19 protein-coding genes are annotated in these 18,211 nt (G+C 63.6%); 10 read left to right on the forward strand and 9 right to left on the reverse strand.

The annotated features are described in order from the left end of the window. Positions 1-437 precede the first annotated feature (437 nt). Positions 438-1,064 carry a DUF1062 domain-containing protein gene (locus NKH97_RS15030; RefSeq protein WP_352442149.1) on the forward strand — a complete coding sequence of 209 codons (627 nt, stop codon included), beginning with the start codon at positions 438-440 and terminating at the stop codon, positions 1,062-1,064. 60 nt (positions 1,065-1,124) lie between these two features. On the opposite strand, the gene typA is transcribed toward NKH97_RS15030, so the two are convergent. After that, positions 1,125-2,954 carry a translational GTPase TypA gene (gene typA, locus NKH97_RS15035; RefSeq protein WP_352442148.1) on the reverse strand — a complete coding sequence of 610 codons (1,830 nt, stop codon included), beginning with the start codon at positions 2,952-2,954 and terminating at the stop codon, positions 1,125-1,127. Between the two features lie 196 nt (positions 2,955-3,150). Here typA and NKH97_RS15040 point away from each other — a divergent pair, with 196 nt between their 5' ends. Beyond that, on the forward strand, positions 3,151-3,432 hold the full coding sequence (locus NKH97_RS15040) for a hypothetical protein (RefSeq protein WP_352442147.1): 282 nt from the start codon (positions 3,151-3,153) through the stop codon (positions 3,430-3,432). 48 nt (positions 3,433-3,480) lie between these two features. Here the strand turns inward: NKH97_RS15040 and NKH97_RS15045 are convergent, their stop codons facing one another. Both NKH97_RS15045 and NKH97_RS15050 read right to left on the reverse strand, forming a co-directional pair. After that, a complete protein-coding gene (locus NKH97_RS15045) occupies positions 3,481-5,040 on the reverse strand; it encodes an alkaline phosphatase D family protein (RefSeq protein WP_502896750.1) in 1,560 nt (519 codons plus the stop codon). Positions 5,041-5,326: 286 nt separating this feature from the next. After that, entirely contained in the window at positions 5,327-6,610 is a 1,284-nt protein-coding gene (locus NKH97_RS15050; protein ID WP_352772747.1) for an MFS transporter, read from the reverse strand. A gap of 72 nt (positions 6,611-6,682) precedes the next feature. On the opposite strand from NKH97_RS15050, the gene NKH97_RS15055 reads away from it, so the two are divergent. Then, positions 6,683-7,300: a TetR/AcrR family transcriptional regulator gene (locus tag NKH97_RS15055; RefSeq protein ID WP_023811722.1), complete on the forward strand. Its 618-nt coding sequence runs from the start codon at positions 6,683-6,685 to the stop codon at positions 7,298-7,300. Positions 7,301-7,345: 45 nt separating this feature from the next. After that, positions 7,346-7,939, forward strand: a complete 594-nt coding sequence (locus NKH97_RS15060) for a hypothetical protein (protein ID WP_352772744.1) — start codon at positions 7,346-7,348, stop codon at positions 7,937-7,939. Between the two features lie 321 nt (positions 7,940-8,260). On the opposite strand, the gene ppa is transcribed toward NKH97_RS15060, so the two are convergent. The 6 genes from ppa to NKH97_RS15090 all read right to left on the reverse strand — a co-directional run bounded on the left by ppa (position 8,261) and on the right by NKH97_RS15090 (position 12,718). After that, the gene (gene ppa / locus NKH97_RS15065) at positions 8,261-8,794 is read right to left on the reverse strand and encodes an inorganic diphosphatase (RefSeq protein ID WP_127294141.1); all 534 of its coding nucleotides are present in this window, start codon (positions 8,792-8,794) and stop codon (positions 8,261-8,263) included. Between the two features lie 112 nt (positions 8,795-8,906). Then, a complete protein-coding gene (locus NKH97_RS15070; protein WP_056586049.1) occupies positions 8,907-9,413 on the reverse strand; it encodes a GNAT family N-acetyltransferase in 507 nt (168 codons plus the stop codon). A gap of 117 nt (positions 9,414-9,530) precedes the next feature. Next, positions 9,531-10,169: a TPM domain-containing protein gene (locus NKH97_RS15075; RefSeq protein ID WP_352772741.1), complete on the reverse strand. Its 639-nt coding sequence runs from the start codon at positions 10,167-10,169 to the stop codon at positions 9,531-9,533. Positions 10,170-10,177: 8 nt separating this feature from the next. After that, positions 10,178-11,059: a TPM domain-containing protein gene (locus tag NKH97_RS15080; protein WP_352772738.1), complete on the reverse strand. Its 882-nt coding sequence runs from the start codon at positions 11,057-11,059 to the stop codon at positions 10,178-10,180. 4 nt (positions 11,060-11,063) lie between these two features. Continuing rightward, on the reverse strand, positions 11,064-11,879 hold the full coding sequence (locus tag NKH97_RS15085; protein WP_352772736.1) for a TPM domain-containing protein: 816 nt from the start codon (positions 11,877-11,879) through the stop codon (positions 11,064-11,066). Positions 11,880-12,079: 200 nt separating this feature from the next. Then, positions 12,080-12,718: a LemA family protein gene (locus tag NKH97_RS15090; RefSeq protein WP_023811716.1), complete on the reverse strand. Its 639-nt coding sequence runs from the start codon at positions 12,716-12,718 to the stop codon at positions 12,080-12,082. A gap of 162 nt (positions 12,719-12,880) precedes the next feature. Between NKH97_RS15090 and NKH97_RS15095 the strand changes: the two genes are divergently transcribed. From NKH97_RS15095 to NKH97_RS15120, 6 genes are all read left to right on the forward strand, one after another. Then, a complete protein-coding gene (locus NKH97_RS15095; protein ID WP_352797650.1) occupies positions 12,881-13,132 on the forward strand; it encodes a hypothetical protein in 252 nt (83 codons plus the stop codon). A gap of 13 nt (positions 13,133-13,145) precedes the next feature. After that, positions 13,146-14,030: a pyridoxal kinase PdxY gene (gene pdxY, locus NKH97_RS15100; RefSeq protein ID WP_352797653.1), complete on the forward strand. Its 885-nt coding sequence runs from the start codon at positions 13,146-13,148 to the stop codon at positions 14,028-14,030. Further along, positions 14,027-14,797, forward strand: a complete 771-nt coding sequence (locus tag NKH97_RS15105) for a DUF429 domain-containing protein (protein ID WP_352797657.1) — start codon at positions 14,027-14,029, stop codon at positions 14,795-14,797. Before pdxY ends, NKH97_RS15105 begins: the two co-directional genes overlap by 4 nt. 148 nt (positions 14,798-14,945) lie before the next feature. After that, complete coding sequence (locus tag NKH97_RS15110; RefSeq protein WP_027037320.1) at positions 14,946-15,590, forward strand: carbonic anhydrase; 645 nt, start codon at positions 14,946-14,948, stop codon at positions 15,588-15,590. Beyond that, positions 15,587-16,021 (forward strand): hypothetical protein, encoded by a 435-nt coding sequence (locus tag NKH97_RS15115; protein WP_023811711.1) that lies wholly within the window; start codon positions 15,587-15,589, stop codon positions 16,019-16,021. Before NKH97_RS15110 ends, NKH97_RS15115 begins: the two co-directional genes overlap by 4 nt. A 97-nt stretch (positions 16,022-16,118) precedes the next feature. Continuing rightward, positions 16,119-18,173, forward strand: coding sequence for a M3 family metallopeptidase (locus tag NKH97_RS15120; RefSeq protein ID WP_023811710.1), 2,055 nt, complete (start codon positions 16,119-16,121; stop codon positions 18,171-18,173). The last annotated feature ends 38 nt before the right edge of the window (positions 18,174-18,211 follow it).

Genomic DNA, 18,211 nt, shown 5'->3' on the forward strand with positions numbered 1-18,211 from the left:
TGGTCATCCTCAATGCAAAAGCACGCGATGCGCGCAACGAGTTCGTAATTGCAACTTGACACCCCAGATAGTCGCTCTCCCCCACTCCCGTGGGGGCGAGGAACCCAAGGCTTGCGAGGTCCCTTGCACCTCCAGCATCTCGCGGCTAGAAAGGCCGCCGCGAAACAATTTCGAGCTTCACTTTGCCTACGTAACCGCCGGTCTCGCCAACTCCCCCGACACAAGGCATGACACCGCGTTCGCGGTGTCTGTTTTCGTTTCCATGTGTTCTTCTGGGCGGCGGTTCGAGACCGGTTTGGCACTGCTGAACCGCGTCGCGCGGCTTTTGCCCGTGACACCCGATTTCCAAAAACCGCAGCCTCTCGCCACGCCGTGCCCACATGGGCATCTCGACATCGCCGGCCTGATGAACTTCCCGACGGGAAGGGCTTATCGGCATGTCTGGACCACTGCGTATCCATTGGACGATCGCACCCAAAACCCCACCTCGGCCGCTCATCAGCTGCAATCGCTGCGGCACTGTGAAGGCCTATTGCAGCAGCGGGAAATTCCGCGTCAACGCCAATGGCAAACGCATCGACGTGTGGCTGATCTATCGCTGCATCGACTGCGACAACTCCTGGAATTTCGGCATTTTCGAGCGCTGCAACCGCCGCGACATCGACCCGGCGCTGCTGGCGGCACTCGAAAGCAACGATCCTGCACTCGCTCATCGTCATGCCTTCGATGTAATCGCGTTGCGCAACCGGATCGGGCGCGTCGAGGAGTTCCCCGATGTCAGCGTCCACAAGCGCAGGCTCGGCGACACCAGGGAAGCCGCGACCGTGTTGGAAATCCAGCTTGGGCTCGAAATGCCGACATCGCTGCGACTCGACCGGCTGCTCGCCAGCGAACTTGGCATCTCGCGATCACGGCTTCAGGCGCTGGAGGAGAAGCGGCTGCTCATCGTTGACCCGGATGGAGCAAAGGCCCTGCGCAAGCCGGCCCGCGCGGGAATCGCGATCCGCATCGATCTGGCCCGCGAGACCGATCGGCAGGCCATCATCTCGGCTGCTGGTGGATGAACGAAAAAGGGACGGAACACTGGTTGCTCCGCCCCTCTCGGTTGTTGGAAAATAGAGAGCTTACGCCGCGCCGACCACCTTGGACGACTTTTCGAACCGCTTGCGCTCGTTCGGATCGAGATAGAGCTTGCGCAGCCGAATGGTCTTCGGCGTCACTTCGACCAGTTCGTCGTCCTGAATCCAAGCCAGGGCGCGTTCCAGCGTCATGCGGATCGGCGGGGTCAGCTTGACCGCCTCGTCCTTGCCGGCGGCACGGATGTTGGTCAGCTTCTTGCCCTTGAGCACGTTCACTTCAAGATCATTGTCGCGGCTATGGATGCCGATGATCATGCCCTGATACACCTTGACGCCCGGATCGATGACCATCGGGCCGCGATCTTCCAGGTTCCACATGGCGTAGGCGACCGATTCGCCCTGTTCGTTGGAAATCAGCACGCCATTGGTGCGGCCCGGCAGCTCGCCCTTGTAGGGCTCATAGGCATGGAAAAGCCGGTTCATCACGGCGGTGCCGCGCGTGTCGGTCAACAGCTCCGACTGGTAGCCGATCAGGCCACGGGTCGGCGCGTGGAAGACGATGCGCTGGCGGTTGCCGCCGGATGGGCGCAGTTCGACCATCTCGGCCTTGCGCTCGGACATCTTCTGCACGACGACGCCGGCATGCTCCTCATCGACGTCGATGACGACTTCTTCGACCGGCTCCAGCAATTCGCCGTTCTCGCCCTTCTGCATGACGACGCGCGGACGCGACACGGCGATTTCAAAGCCTTCGCGGCGCATCGTCTCGATCAGCACGGCCAGCTGCAATTCGCCGCGGCCGGAGACGAAGAACGAATCCTTGTCAGGCGATTCCTCGATCTTCAGCGCGACATTGCCTTCGGCTTCGCGCAGCAGGCGGTCGCGGATGACGCGGCTGGTCACCTTGTCGCCTTCGGTGCCGGCCAGCGGACTGTCGTTGACCAGGAACGACATGGTCACGGTCGGCGGATCGATCGGCTGCGCATGCAGCGGTTCGCTCACGCTCAGGTCGCAGAACGTGTCGGCGACGGTGCCCTTCGACAGGCCGGCAATGGCGACGATGTCGCCCGCCTGCGCTTCTTCGATCGGCTGGCGCTCAAGGCCGCGGAAGGCCAGGATCTTGGAAATACGGCCGGTTTCGATCTGGGTACCGTCATGGTGCAGCACCTTGACCGGCTGGTTGGCCTTCAGCGTGCCGCTCTCGATGCGGCCGGTGATGATGCGGCCGAGGAACGGATTGGCTTCCAGGATGGTACCGATCATGCGGAACGGGCCGGGATGAACGGTCGGCTCCGGCACATGCTTGATGACAAGGTCGAACAGCGGCGCCAGCTGCTGGTCTTTCGGTCCTTCCGGATTTTCCGAAACCCAGCCATCGCGGCCTGAACCGTACAGAATCGGGAAGTCGAGCTGCTCGTCGGTGGCGTCGAGCGCGGCGAAAAGGTCGAACACCTCGTTGACCACCTCGACATGACGGGCGTCCGGACGGTCGATCTTGTTGATGACGACGATCGGCTTCAGGCCGACCTTGAGCGCCTTGCCGACGACGAACTTGGTCTGCGGCATCGGCCCTTCGGCGGCATCGACCAGCACGATGGCTGAGTCCACCATCGACAGGATGCGTTCGACCTCGCCGCCAAAATCGGCGTGGCCGGGGGTGTCGACGATGTTGATGCGGGTATCCTTCCAGTCGACCGAAGTCGCCTTGGCCAGGATGGTGATGCCGCGTTCCTTTTCGAGGTCGTTGGAATCCATGGCGCGCTCGGCGACGCGCTGATTATCTCGGAAGGAGCCGGACTGCTTCAAAAGCTGGTCGACCAGGGTGGTCTTTCCATGGTCGACGTGCGCGATGATCGCGATATTACGGATTTTCATGTTCTGGTCTCGGAAGCGTTGCAGGCAGCAGGCCAAAGGCGCTGCCTCTTTCGGTTGCGCGGCTCATACAGGGTTTTTCGCAGTTGCGAAAGAGGAGGCGCGTCACCAAATACTCATCAAATCTTAAGCATCTGCGTGTGAGATGATTTTGTTAACCAAGGCGGGAACCCTTCGGGGCCCAGACAGTTCGAACGTCATGACCGATAAACTCAACCGATTTTGGCCGCTCATCGCCTCAGTTGCCTTCGCTGTCCTGCTGGCGGCCAACGCCGCGCAGTCGGCCGCGACGATGAAGGAATCACGGCCTACCTTGCCATCAGAGGCACAGTCGGCCGAGCAGATTTTCGCCGACGCGCCCGACGGCGTCGACCCGATGGTGACCGGCCCGGTCAGCGCCGCCTTCAAGCAGCGGCAGGACGCCGCCAACTGCGACAGCGCCGTCTGGCCGAATATCCCCATGGTCTGCTACCCGGACTGAGACACCGCGCGCTCTAGACGTGCGCGACACCTTTCCATCAGCGCGCGCTTATGCCGACCGCACCGGGTCGAGCGTCACCTTGTAGAGTTCATTGTCGTCGCGATCCATCAGCCGCACCGTCATCTGCTCGCTGGCGCCTGAAATATCGACCAGCCCGAAGAATTGCAGCCCGGCCGAGGGCGGCAGATTCTGTCCCTGTTCGGCGGTCGGCGCCTTGATGAACTTCAGCTCCGGACCGAACGTCATGTCGAAATCGTTCGGCCCGAACGTGCCGGCATGGATCGGACCCGAGACGAATTCCCAGAACGGATTGAACTCCTGGAACTGCGCCTTGTCCGGGTTGTAGTAGTGCGCGGCCGTGTAATGCACGTCGGCGGTCAGCCAGACGGTGTTGCTGATGCCGGCATTCTTTATGAAGCGCAGCAGGTCGGCGATCTCGAGCTCGCGCCCTTTTGGCAAGCCATTGTCGCCATTGCTGACCGCTTCGGCGCCAACCTTCTTGGTGCCGTCGTCCCAGACGACGAGGCCGAGCGGCATGTCGGCGGCGATGATTTTCCAGGTCGCCTTCGAATTCGCCAGTTCGCGCTTCAGCCATCTCGTCTGCTGTTCGCCCAGCATGCGCGATTGCGGCGTCATCTCATCCTGCATGTCCGGACCATTGGGGCCGCGATAGGAGCGCATGTCGAGGAAGAACACGTCGAGCAACGGCCCGTAAGCGATCTTGCGATAGACGCGGCCGGGCTCGGAAGGTTCGTAGCGGATCGTCGTCATCTCGTGGAAAGCCCGCGCCGCGCGGGCCGCCAGCACGTGGATGGATTTTTCCGTGTAGCGGTTGTCGGCGCTGAGATCCTTGGAATCCGACCAGTTGTTCAGCACTTCATGGTCGTCCCACTGGTAGAAAGTCGGGCAGATGGCGCTCAGGCCGAGCACGTTCCCGTCCATCATGTTGTATTTCCACTGGTCCCGGTATTCATCCAGCGTCTCGGCGACCTTGCGCTTGCCGTCGATCAACACGACGTTCTTCCACTTGCCGCCGCCGGGCAGGTCGACCTCGTCCTTCATGGCGCCGTCGGCATAGATGGTGTCGCCCGAATGCAGGAAGAAGTCGGGCGTGTGCTTGCCGATCGTGGCGTAGGTCTTCATGCCGGTCTCATCGATGCCCCAGCCCTGGCCGGCGGTGTCGCCGGACCAGGCAAAGCGGATGTCGCGCTTCGAGGCTGGCGCCGTCCTGAAACGGCCGGTGATCGGCTCCGAAACGGCGTTGATGTCGGCGAGGTCGGCTGCCGTCATTCGATAGAAGATGTCCTGGTCGGAAGCGAGGTCGGTGAGCAGCCGCTTGACCGTATAATCGCTGGCCGGCGACGTATCGAGAGGCGCCAGGCGCGTCGCATTGGCAAAATTCTCCGTCGACGACACTTCGAACATGACGCGCGACGGGCGATCGGTGCGCGTCCACACCATGCCGCTGGTTGCGTCGACATCGCCGGACTGGACGCCATGGGTGAAGGCCGGCCGCTGATTGGCGCGCGAATAGTAGGGCAGCGCCAGACCCGAAACGCCGGCCAGGCCAACGGCGCCGGCGGAAGTGACGAAAGCGCGGCGGGTCATCGAAAGCTTGTTCACGGCTGTCTCCTGGATGGCTTGAACGGTGCCACCAAAATCCAGCGTCAATGTTTCAGGGACATCTCGAAATGATGAAGTTTTTCTGACGATCAACAGGCGGGTGATCTCCCCCCTCGAGGGGGAGATGTCGCCGAAGGCGACAGAGAGGGTCGCCGCGCATGGAGCGCCAGCCTCCATCTGCACCAGGAGGCCGAGCCCGGTCGGACCGCCCCCTCTGGCCGCTTCGCGGCCATCTCCCCCTCGAGGGGGAGATTTGCTCCGTCGCCGAGCTTCAAGCCGCCTGCGGCTCTGGCTCGAAAGCTGGCTTGCTGGTGTTGATCAGCAGCGAGATACAGGCGGCGGCGATTGCCGTCATGCCGGCGATCAGGAACGCCAGTTCGTAATTGCCCTGCAACTCGCGCATGGTGCCGCCGAAGGCGGCGGCTGTCGCCGCACCGATCTGGTGTCCGGCGACGATCCAGCCGAACACGATCGGCCCGCTGCGGTCGCCGAACGCCTCATTGGCGAGCCGCAGCGTCGGCGGCACGGTGGCGATCCAGTCGAGGCCGTAGAGCACGGCGAAGATGATCAGGCTGGTCGCCGAGAAGCCGGAATAGGGCAGGTAGATCAGCGACAGGCCGCGAATGCCGTAATAGACGCCGAGCAGCTTGCGCGGGTCGTAGCGGTCGGTGAGCCAGCCGGACAGTGTCGTGCCGATCAGGTCGAAGATACCCATCATCGACAGCAGGCCGGCGGCCTGCACCTCGCCGATGCCCATGTCGCCACAGAACGCGATCAGATGCGTGCCGACCAGCCCGTTGGTGGTGAAGCCGCAGACGAAGAAGGTGGCGAACAGATACCAGAAGACGCGGGTGCCGGCGGCGCGGCGCAGCGTCGAGAACGTATGCGCGAGGAAATTGCCCTGTGACGCGGGCGGAGCCGGCGGCAGGTCGTCGGCATCGGCGCCGTAGCGCACCATGCCGATCGAGGCCGGCCGCTCCGGCACCAGCAGCCAGACCAGCGGTATCAGAGCCGCGGTTGCGATCGCGACCGCAACGACAACCGGCTGCCAGCCGCCCGACTGCGCCAGCGCGGCGATCAGCGGCAGGAACACCAGCATGCCCGAGGCGCTGGAGGCCGACATCAATCCCATGACAAGGCCGCGATTGGTCTTGAACCACCGGTTGACGATGGTCGCGCCGAGCACGCTGGCGACAGCACCGGAACCAATGCCCGAGAACACGCCCCAGGTGATAAACAGATGCCACGGCTTGGTCATCAGCAGGCTGAGCGCGGTCGAGCCTGACATCACCACCAGCGAGGCCAGCAATGTGCGGCGCAGCCCGATGCGCTCCATCAGGGCCGCGGCAAATGGCCCCGTCAGGCCGTAAAGCAGGATGCCGACACCTGCGGCCAGCGAGATGATGTCGCGCCGCCAGCCGAAACTGGTCTCCAGCGGCAGCATCATGACAGAGGGAGCGGACCGCAGACCGGCCGCGACCAGCAGGCTAAGGAAGATGACGCCGACCACGACGAAAGCGTAGCGCTGGCCAAATGGGCGGGATTGAGCTATCATGTTACTGACCGGTACGTTGCAGGTGGAGTATGTATACGTACCGATCGGTAACATTGTCAATCGAGCCACACGATGCCAACGGACAAAAATATTGATCTGACCATCAGCGACGGTCATGCGTCGGCGCCGCCGAAAGCAGCCAAGAAGATCCTCGATGTGGCCTATGACCTGTTCTACCGGCGCGGCATCAGGGCGATAGGCGTCGACGAGATCGTCAAACGTGCCGGCGTCACCAAGCCCAGCCTCTATCGCAGCTTTCCGTCCAAGGATGAACTGGCCGCCTCCTATCTCAGGCAGTACGATCTTGAATATTGGGAGCGTTTCGACGAGGCGGTCGCCGCTCATCCCGGCGAGCCGCGCGCACAGATCAAGGCTTTTCTGACCCGCATCGGCAAGCGCACGCAAGTGGCGGATTATCGCGGCTGCGGCATGACCAATGCGGCGGTCGAATATCCCGACCACAGCCATCCGGCCCGCGTGGTCAGCGAGGCCAACAAGCAGGAACTGCGCCGCCGGCTGCGCGCCATGGCGGCCGCGATGGGCGCGCAAGACCCTGACACGCTCGGCGACGGCCTGCTGCTGCTGATCGAGGGCGCCTATATCAGCGGCCAGCTGTTCGGGCTCGGCGGCCCGGCCCAGGCGGTTGCCCGCAATGCCGACCTGCTGATTGAAGCGAGCTTGAAGAAATAGCGTTTGACGCTACGCTGCAGCGGCTTGCAACGGAGATTGACCGCCATGCGTGCCATTCTGATCCCGCTTGTTCTGGTCGGTCTCGGTCAGGCGGCGCAAGCCGACGGCATTTCCAGCGCCTACACCGATCTGGATTCGAAAACGGACTGCGTGACCTACGCGCAGGCAGAAGAAGGCGACGGCGACTGGGCCGAACTCGCCTGTTCGGGCTATCGCGGCTATCCCGTACTGATCGCCTATGACGACGCGCGTGAATCGCTGTTCTACGGCTTTCCGCCCGGCGGCGACATGACGACGGTCTGGGAAAGCTTTTCCGGCTTCAATTCGTCCGGAGCCAAGATCGAATGGCGCATCGAAACCAAGGGCGACACGGCAGTGCCCTATGCCGCCATCCATCGCCGCTCGATCAGCAATCCCGAGGACGAGAAAAAGCCGACCGAGGTGCTGCTCGTCGCCAAGGTCGGCCAGATGGAAGCCCGCGACGGCTGCACCGTCGGCCTGGTGCTGGCCACGGGCAATCCCACCGCCAACGATCAGGCGCGCAAGCTTGCCGACGGCAAGGCACGGACCTTCGCCTGTGGCAAGGACAGGCGCACTGTCATCGGCAACGTGCCGGCTTTCGGCCGGGTGGATAACTAGATCAGTTGCTTAGCACGGAACTTCTGCCACATGCAGGTCGCACACGTCGGGATTGACCGAAACGCCTTTGACTTCGTCATCCACGGGCGCAGCAAGGAGCGTAGCGACGCAGCGCAGACCCGAGGATCCATGCCGCGACACCAACAACACCACAACGGTGCAGAATTCTGCTTAGCCGCGCACTTCACCGAGCGTCACGGCATGGATACCAGGGTCTCCGCGACGCCGCTTCGCGGCTGCTCCGCCCTGGTATGACGAAGTTGAGGGGCCTCGCGAGGCCTAGGCCCTGCGAGGTTGATGCTCCGCAGAGCCTAAGCCCAGCTACTTGCTCGCCTTGGCCCGCTCGATCGCCTCGACGATCATCTTCTTGGCATATTTGGAATCGTGCCAGCCTTCGATCTTGACCCATTTGCCGGGCTCGAGATCCTTGTAGTGCTCGAAGAAGTGCTGCACCTGCTGGCGCGTGATGTCGGGCAGCTGGGTGTATTCGGTGACGTTCTCGTAGCGCAGCGTCAGTTTCGGTGACGGCACGGCGATGATCTTCTCGTCCTGGCCGGCATTGTCTTCCATGATCAGCACGCCGATAGGCCTGACGTTGATGACGCAGCCCGGCACCAGGGCGCGCGTGTTGCAGACCAGCACGTCGATCGGATCGCCGTCGCCCGACAGCGTGTGCGGCACGAAGCCGTAGTTGCCGGGGTAGCGCATCGAGGTGTGCAGGAAGCGGTCGACGAACAGCGTGCCGGCTTCCTTGTCCATCTCATACTTGATCGGCTCGCCGCCGATCGGCACCTCGATGATGACGTTGACGTCCTCAGGCGGGTTCTTTCCGCTGGCTATGGCTTCGATGCGCATGGCTTAAATCCCTCTCTCGATGGGCGATCGATAGCGGGCGGCGCGCCATGGTGCAATGCGGCGAATGGTGCTGGCTGAAATCGGGAGACGCAATGGCCGAAAGGCCGGGCTGTCATTCCCAGACGAAAGCGACCTTCTTGAGCGCCTTCTGCTCGAAGATCTCGACGCCTTCGGCTACATCGCGGCCGCCGGCGCCGGCATAGAAGGCAAGCGCGTTCTGGTTGTCTTCCAGCGCCCAAACGACCATGCCTTTCAGCCCATGGTCGGCCAGGCGCGCCCTGGCCGCCGCGAACAGCCGGCTGCCAAGCCCGATGCCCTGATATTCCGGCCGCAGGTACAATTCGTAGATTTCGCCTTGCTGGCGCAGTTCGCGGGCGCGGTTCTTGCCGATCGTCGCATAGCCGGCGATCTTGCCGCCGATCTCGACGACCAGGACGGTGGCGGCGCGGCGAATCGCATTCGCCCACCAGTCGGCGCCTCGACGGTTGATCATCGATGTCAGGGTGCGGTGCGGAATGATGCCGGAATAGGCGCCGCGCCAGGCCTCCAGATGCACCTCGGCGATGGCACTGGCATCGCGCGGGTCGGCTTTCCGGATGTCGATCGTCAGCGTATTCATGATTTGTTAACCATAAACCCGCATCGCCCGATTGCAAGAGTCCCGGCGGCCCGCCGGCTGCTTTCTCACAGGCGGTCACCACCTAAGACAGGGCCCTCGAAGCTTCACTGGAAGGACTCAGATTTCGACCAAATGGTCGTCGAGTTCGTTGCTGTCGCCCACTGTGACCGGGAAATGCTCGGCCAGTACCGCACCCACCTGCTCGATCGCCTTGACGAAGCCGTCGGCAAGCCGGTCGTCGCCGGCATGCGCGGTCAAGTCGCGCACGACACCGTCCCAGACATGCTGGCCGACCTTGGCGTCGATGCCCGAATCGGCGACCACTTCGGCATAGCGCTCGGCGATCGATACGAAGACCAGCACGCCGGTGCGCGCCGTGGTGCGGTGGACGTTGCGGGCAAGGAACTGCTTGACCGCGTTCGCGTGCGCCGCCTGGTAGCGCAGCCGCCTCGGCACCAGATGGATGCGCAGGCCGGGCAGCGCCCACAACAAGGCCAGCACGCAGGCAAGCGCCAGGAGCTGGGCGAGGACGAAATGCGGCAGCCGGATCGACAGCCACCAGGCCTCCAGACCGTAGCCGACCGCCAGGCTGACGATCAGCATGCACACGGTCGCCATGAAGGCGGCCGGGAAGAAATAGCCGTCGCTGGCATGGGCCACGACGCAGTAGATCTCGCCGTCGGTTTTCTCCTCGGCGGCGCGGATCGCGGTTGCGATGCGCTCATGATCCTGCGGGCTGATTGGTCGTGTTGCCATGATATGTCTCACCAGCTTCCTGAAGAACCGCCACCACCCGATGAGCCGCCGCCACCGGAAAACCCGCCACCGCCGCTTGATCCCGAAGACCAACCACCACCGGAGCTGCCCGACGACCAGCCGCCCGAAGACGAACCCGTTGTCCAGCCGCTGCTGCCCGAGTACCCGCTCGGCCCACGGCCGTAACGAAACGTCATGCCCAGCCATCTGTACACGCCCGGCGACAGCTTCGTGCCGAACATCGGCGGCAGGAACGCCATCGCCAACCCGCCGAAAAACATCGTCGCCCACAGGATCAGGAACACGGCAACGATCGGATCGATGGACGTGCCGTCATCGGCGGGATTGCGCTTGCCTCGCGCTTCCAGTTCTTCGGGATTGCCCTCCAGGACCATGACCATGTCATCGACGGCTTTGCTGATACCGCCGGAGAAGTCCCCGGCGCGGAAGGCCGGCGCCATGTCGTTTTCGATGATCAACTTGGTGTGCAGGTCGGTCAGCGTACCTTCCAGCCCATAACCGACCTCGATGCGCATCTTGCGGTCGTTCGGGGCAACCAGCAGGAGCACGCCATTGTTCTCGCCCGCCTGGCCAAGTTTCCAGAAGCGGAACAGGCGGTTGGCGTAGGGCTCGATCTCCTCGCCATCAAGGTTGGGGATCGTCGCGACGACGATCTGATCGGAACCTTTTGTCTCGAAGTCGGCGAGTTTTTGGGTCAGCGCCGCCCTGGTCGCGGCATCGATGATGCCGGCATTGTCGACGACACGGCCGGTCAGCGCCGGCAGGTCGGCCGCGTAGGCCATGACGCAGGAGAACAGCACGACCGCGGCAATCAGGACGGCCGAGGCGAGGCGGTCGTGTTTCGACAGGCTGATGCTGGGTATCGTCATGCCATCACCAGCTTCCCGACGAGCCGCCGCCGCCGGACGAACCGCCGCCGCCGGAAAAGCCTCCACCGCTGCTTGACCCCGAAGACCAGCCGCCGCTGGAACTTCCCGACGACCAGCCACCACGGGAGGATCGCCGGCTTGGCTCGAAGGTCATGCCGAGCCAGCGGTAGCGGCCAGGACCGAGCTTCTGGCCGAAGATCGGCGGCAAGATGGAGACAGCAAGACTGCCGACCATAATGGTTATCCATATGCCGATGAACACGGTGAAGAACAGGTCGTCGGACTCGAAAGGCGCCTCCTGGTTGCGCTCGCCGCGCGCCTCCAGCTCCTCCGGATTTCCTTCCAGCACCATGATCATGTCGTCTACGGCTTTGCTGATACCGCCGGAGAAATCGCCGGCACGGAAGGCCGGCACCATGTCGCTTTCGATGATGAGCTTGGTATGCAGGTCGGTCAGCGTACCTTCCAGCCCATAACCGACCTCGATGCGCATCTTGCGGTCGTTCGGGGCGACCAGCAGGAGCACGCCGTTGTTTTCCTTCGCCTGGCCGAGTTTCCAGAAGCGGAACAGCCGGTTGGCGTAGGGCTCGATCTCCTCGCCGTCGAGGCTCGGGATCGTCGCGACGACGATCTGGTCGGAGCCTTTTGTCTCGAAGTCGGCGAGCTTCCGCGTCAGCGCCGCCTTGGTCGCGGCATCGAGGATGCCGGCATTGTCGACGACACGGCCGGTCAGGACGGGGAGATCGGCGGCGATGGCGAGTGGCAGGAAGAGGAAGCTGAGAATGACAGCCAAGAATGTCAGGCTGGCGTTTCTTGGCACCCCCCTCTGTCCTGCCGGACATCTCCCCCGCAAGGGGGGAGATTGGCTGTCTTCACTGACGGCTCTTTTCCTGTGATGTTGAAAATTGGCCAATCCGCCAAAGCAGCCGATCTCCCCCCTTGCGGGGGAGATGTCCGGCAGGACAGAGGGGGGTGTGAAGGAACACAAGGTCGACAATGACCAAGCTCACCATGCGTCCTTCACCCGCCCTGCTTCGTGCCGAAATCGACCTTCGGCGGCTGCATCTTGTCTTCGGCGACGGTGAAATTGGCAAAGGGCTCGTTGCCGCGGAACCAGAAGGTCGCCCACAGCACCGAGGGAAAGGTCCTCAGCGTCAGATTGTAGTCCCTGACCGCCTGGATGTAGTCGCGCCGCGACACCGCGATGCGGTTCTCGGTGCCTTCGAGCTGGGCTTGCAGCGCCAGGAAATTCTGATTGGCCTTGAGGTCGGGATAGGCCTCCGAGACCGCGATCAGCCGCGACAGCGCGCTGGTCAGCCCCGCCTGGGCATCCTGAAACTTCTTGAGGGCTTCGGGATCCTTCAGCGTTTCCGGTGTTACCGTGATCTGCGTTGCCTTGGCGCGTGCCTCGACCACCGCGTCGAGCGTATCCTTTTCGTGCGAGGCATAACCCTTCACCGTCTCGACCAGGTTGGGGATGAGGTCGGCGCGGCGCTGATACTGGTTCAGCACCTCGCTCCATGCCGCCCTGGCGTTTTCTTCCGCTGTGGGGATGGTGTTGTAGCCGCAGCCGGCAAGCAGCGGCAGCACGATCGCCATCATCAGGAAGGCGGGCAGCGTGCGGAACGTGGACGGCGAGGCAAGGCGCTGGGCAAACATGATGGGGTCCCTCGGTAGAAGTTGCACGCGAAGCATTACCACAATCAGCGCGCAAGAAAACCGCCCGGGCCGGCAGCCCTCGCCTGGCATGCCCAATGCCGCTGCAAGGCTCTGTGATTGGCCGTACGAACGCGATAAGGTCCTGCAAAACGGGACATCATCATGGCGGAGCACCAGGACAGCGAGAAGGAATCGCGCCGTATCCTCGAGCGCATCGCGCACGAGACGGATCCGGCCGGCGACTCGTTTGCGGGGCGGGCCGCGAAAGGCATGCACGATCACGCTACCGCGGCCGATGCCGATCGCGCCGATCCGATCGAAGTCTGGGGCACCCGCTTTGGCCGCACGCTGGGCCTGCTGCTGGCGCTGGGCCTGATGGTCTGGCTCGTGCTTTACGTCATCCGGGGCAGTTAGGAATCAAACGACAATGAGCGCCGAACAAACCGACGCGCCGCGTGCGGTCATCGTCATTTCCAGCCATGTCGCGCGCGGCTCGGTCGGCAACCGTGCCGCCGTCTTTGCGCTGGAGACCCTGGGTTTCCCGGTCTGGGCGGTGCCGACCGTCATCCTGCCCTGGCATCCCGGCCATGGCCGGGCAACGCGCATCGTGCCGCCGCTCGACCAATTCAAGGCGCTGATGGCCGATCTCGAGCGGGCGCCATGGCTGGGTGAAGTCGGCGCCGTGTTGTCCGGCTATCTCGGCGAGGCCGGCCAGGCTGAGGCCGTCGCCTCGCTGGTCGCCGCGGTCAAGGCAAGGACGCCCGGCGCCGTCTATATCTGCGATCCCGTGATGGGTGATTCGGGCGGCCTCTATGTGCCCGAGCCAACCGCCATAGCCATGCGCGACCGGCTGATGCCGATCGCCGACATAGCCACCCCCAACCGCTACGAACTGGAATGGATGGCCGGCGCCGCGTTGCCCGACCTGAAATCGGCGATCGCGGCAGCGCTCCACGCCGGACCATTGACCATGCTGGTCACCTCTGCGCCGTCGATGATGACGGGCGGCACCGGCAATCTCCTGCTCGATAGCAGCCAGGCGCTGCTCGCCGAACATCGCCTGATCGACAAGCCGCCGAATGGCCTGGGCGATCTGACGGCGGCCGTCTATCTGGCACGTATCCTGTCCGGCCAGCCGCCGATCAAGGCGCTGCAATCGACGACGGCGGCGGTCTACGAGATCCTGGCGCGCACCGCCAAGCGCGGCGGCGACGAACTGCAGCTCGAAACCGATGCGCAGAGCCTGTCGCATCCGATGGCGATGGTCCAGCTTCGCCACCTCACGCATCCGGGGCGGGGCCGCCGGGCGTGACGTCGACTGAGGCCGTGCTTGTCGGCGTCGACGGCTGCAAGGCCGGCTGGATCGCCGTCCGGCGCGCTTCTGGCATGGCACCGTCGGTCGGTGTCTTTGCAACCTTCACCGCCCTGCACGCATCGCTTCCCACAGATACTGTCATCGCTGTCGACATGCCGATCGGCCTGCCCGAGTTTTCGGGCAAGGGCGGTCGCGGCCCCGAAGCGCTGGTGCGGCCGCTGCTCGGGGCACGCCAATCCAGCGTCTTCTCGATCCCCTCCCGCGCCGCGCTCTATGCCGACACCAACGGCTTCACCACCATCGAAGCCTGGTATGCCGCGCACATCAGGGCAAGCGAGGTGGCCATGACCACATCCGACCCGCCGCGTGGCGTCTCGATCCAGGCCTTCGGCATTTTTGCCAAGATTCGCGAGATCGACGCCCTGCTGATCGCGCGACCCGATTTGCGCGGCCGCGTCTACGAATCGCATCCGGAAGTCGCTTTCTGCTGCTTGAACGGCGATCAGGCCATGCAGCTGCCGAAGAAGATCAAGGGCAGCGTCAATCCGGCCGGCATGACGGAACGCAAGGCTCTGCTTTGCCGGCATGGCTATGAGACGGGCTTTCTCGACCAGCCGCCACCGCGCGGCGCAGCCGCCGATGATTTCCTCGACGCGGCCGCAATGATGCTGATCGCCGGTCGCATCGCCAGCGGTGAGGCACGGCCGCTGCCCGACCCGCCGCGCCGCGACAGCTTTGGCATTCCTGTCGCCATCTGGGCGTAACGCTGTTGGCCAAGGTTGCGCTCGATGCATGGCATTTCTAGCCAGCCCTCATAATTCTGCATTGCTCGCGACCGGCTTTTGCCGCTAGAGCCTCTCTAGACCGCAACGAGCTGCCGCATCCAACCCGGAAAGGCTCCAGACGCCGCCCATGTCCCATCTCCCTGAACATCTTCTCGCCGGCTACCGCAATTTCATGAATGGCCGCTATCTCACAGAGAGCGGGCGCTATCGCGATCTCGCTCGGGAAGGCCAGGCGCCGGAGACGATGATCGTCGCCTGCTGCGATTCGCGTTCGGCGCCCGAGGCGATCTTCGACGCCGGGCCCGGCGAACTCTTCGTGCTGCGCAATGTCGGTAATCTGGTGCCGCCCTATGCTCCCGACGGCGAGTTCCACTCGACCTCGGCGGCGCTTGAATTCGCCGTGCAGAGCCTCAAGGTCAAGAACATCGTCGTCATGGGCCATGGCCGCTGTGGCGGCATCCGTGCCGCGCTCGACAGCAATTCCGCGCCGCTTTCGCCGGGCGACTTCATCGGCAAGTGGATGAGCCTGATCGCGCCGGCGGCCGAAACCGTCTCCTCCAGCACCTTCATGACCGCGTCGGAGCGCCAGACCGCGCTGGAGCGCATCTCGATCCGCTATTCCATCGCCAACCTCAGAACCTTTCCTTGCGTCTCGATTCTCGAGGGCAAGGGGCGACTGTCGCTGCATGGGGCTTGGTTCGATATCTCGACCGGCGAACTCTGGACGATGAACAAGGAGACCGGCGATTTCGAACGGCCGGAGCTGGGATGAACACAGCGGCGCGCAAGGTGGTGAACATCAGGTCGATCGTTTTGACGGCGGCCGCGCTGCTGGTAGCGATTATTGCCGCCCGCGCCGATGATCGTGCCCTCATCAGCCGCTGGTATTCGGCGCTGCTGGTCGCCGACCGCACCGAACTGTCCGACCTGCTCGCCGACGATGTCCGCATCAAGCTGGACGACCTCGGCATCGTGCAAAGCAAGCAGGAATTCATCGCTTCGATCGACGAGTGGAAAGGTGCGGTTGCCGGTGCGGCAATCCGGCACAGGGTCGAGAAAAGCGAAGGCGGCGTCACCACGGTGGTCGCCTGCTACGATTTCCCCAACAACGACATGCTGATGCACGAAACCTTCGCGGTAAGCGACAACCGCATCACCGCCAGTTCGCAAGCCACGATCGCCGAGAACTGCGACGGCTTCTGAGGCCGATATCGGCCAAATCCGCATATTGCGGGTCCGCCAGCCGCGCCCTACATCGGGTACCATCCACCTGCCTGCCCTCACCAGCGAAAGACTGTCCATGCCTTCCACGAAAGCCGTCGACCTCGCCGCCCATCCGCTGACCGCGTGGCAAGGGCCGCTCGGCCTGCCCGATTTCACGCGCATTGGTGACGGCGACTTCTCCCCGGTCTTCGACGCGGCGCTGAAGGCGCACGAGGCCGAGATCGAGGCGATCGCCGGCTGCAAGGATGCGCCGACCATCGAGAACACGCTTGCCGCGCTGGAACTCGGCGGCGAAGCGCTCGACCGCGTCTCGTCGATCTTCTGGTGCCGCGCCGGCGCCTACACCAACGAGACGATCCAGGCGCTGGAGCGCGACATCTCGCCGAAAATGTCCAGGCATTTCTCGGCGATTTCGATGAATGAGCGGCTGTTTGCCCGCATCGACGATCTCTACCAGCGCCGCGAGAGCCTGAAGCTCGACGCAGAGACCCTGCGGGTGCTGGAAAAGACCTGGAAGGGCTTCGTCCGTTCCGGCGCCAAGCTCGACGCCGACGGCAAGAAACGGCTGGCACGCATCAGCGAGGAATTGTCCTCGCTCGGCACGGCTTTCGGCCAGAATGTGCTGGCCGACGAGCGCGACTGGGCGCTGTTCCTCGATGACGCCGACCTTGCCGGCCTGCCGGATTTCGTGAAAAGCTCCATGGCCGAGGCCGCCGAAATGCGTGGCCAGAAGGGCCGCTATGCCGTCACTCTGTCGCGCTCGATTTATGAGCCGTTCTCGACCTTCTCCGAACGCCGCGACCTGCGCGAGATCGCCTTCCGCGCCTTCACCATGCGCGGGCAGAATGGCGACACCACCGACAACACGAACGTGGTGCGCGACATGCTGCGCCTGCGGGCCGAAAAGGCAAAGCTGCTCGGCTATGCCTCCTTCGCCGCGCTGAAGCTCGATGACACCATGGCCAAGACGCCGAAGGCGGTACACGCGCTGCTCGATCCGGTGTGGGAGAAGGCGCTGGAGAAGGCAGCAAGCGACCAGATCGAATTGCAACGGTTGGCGACGGAGGCCGGCAGCAACGAAAAATTCGCTGCCTGGGACTGGCGTTTCTACCAGGAGAAACTGCGCGCGGAAAAATTCGCCTTCGACGAGGCGGAACTGAAGCCCTATTTGCAGCTCGACCGCATCATCGACGCTTGCTTCGATGTGGCGACACGGTTGTTCGGCATCACCTTCGAAGAGAAAAAGGGCATCGCGGCCTGGCATCCGGATGCCCGCGTCTTCGTGGTGAAGAATGCCGATGGCAGCGAGCACGGCCTGTTCCTGGCCGACTATTTCGCCCGGCCGTCAAAGCGCTCTGGCGCCTGGATGAGCGCGTTGCAATCCGGCTACAGGCTCGGCCACGGTGCGAGCCCGGTCATCTACAACATCATGAACTTCGCCAAGCCGCCGGCCGGCGAGCCGGCGCTGCTGTCGGTGGACGAGGCGAAAACGCTGTTCCACGAATTCGGTCATGCTCTGCACGGCATGCTGACCGACGTCACCTGGCCCTCGGTTTCGGGCACCTCCGTCAGCCGCGATTTCGTCGAACTGCCCTCGCAGCTCTACGAACATTGGCTGACCGTGCCGGCGGTGCTGGAAAAGCACGCGCTGCATGTGAAGACCGGCAAGCCGATGCCCAAGGCGCTGCTCGACAAGATGCTGGCCGCGCGCACGTTTGGCGCCGGCTTCGCAACGGTAGAATTCACCGCCTCCGCCTTGATGGACATGGCCTACCATGCACGGCCTGATGCCCCGCAGGAGCCACTTCGTTTCGAGGCCGAAACGCTTGCGAAGCTGCACATGCCTGACACCATCGCCATGCGCCACCGCACCCCGCATTTCGGCCATGTGTTTTCCGGTGACGGCTATTCGGCCGGCTATTACTCCTACATGTGGTCGGAGGTGCTCGATGCCGACGCCTTCGCCGCCTTCGAGGAGACCGGCGACCCCTTCAACCCGGCGCTGGCCGAACGGCTGAGGAAGCACATCTATGCCGCTGGCGGCTCGAAGGACCCGGAAGAGCTCTATACGGCATTTCGCGGCAAGATGCCGTCGCCGGAAGCAATGATGGTGAAGCGCGGGCTGGTGTAGCGCTGGGGGTCGGTTCGACCGGACTCGACCTGCTGCGG

Origin of the sequence: Mesorhizobium sp. M0870, assembly GCF_040319775.1 — a bacterium.
Classification (GTDB): Bacteria; Pseudomonadota; Alphaproteobacteria; order Rhizobiales; family Rhizobiaceae; genus Mesorhizobium.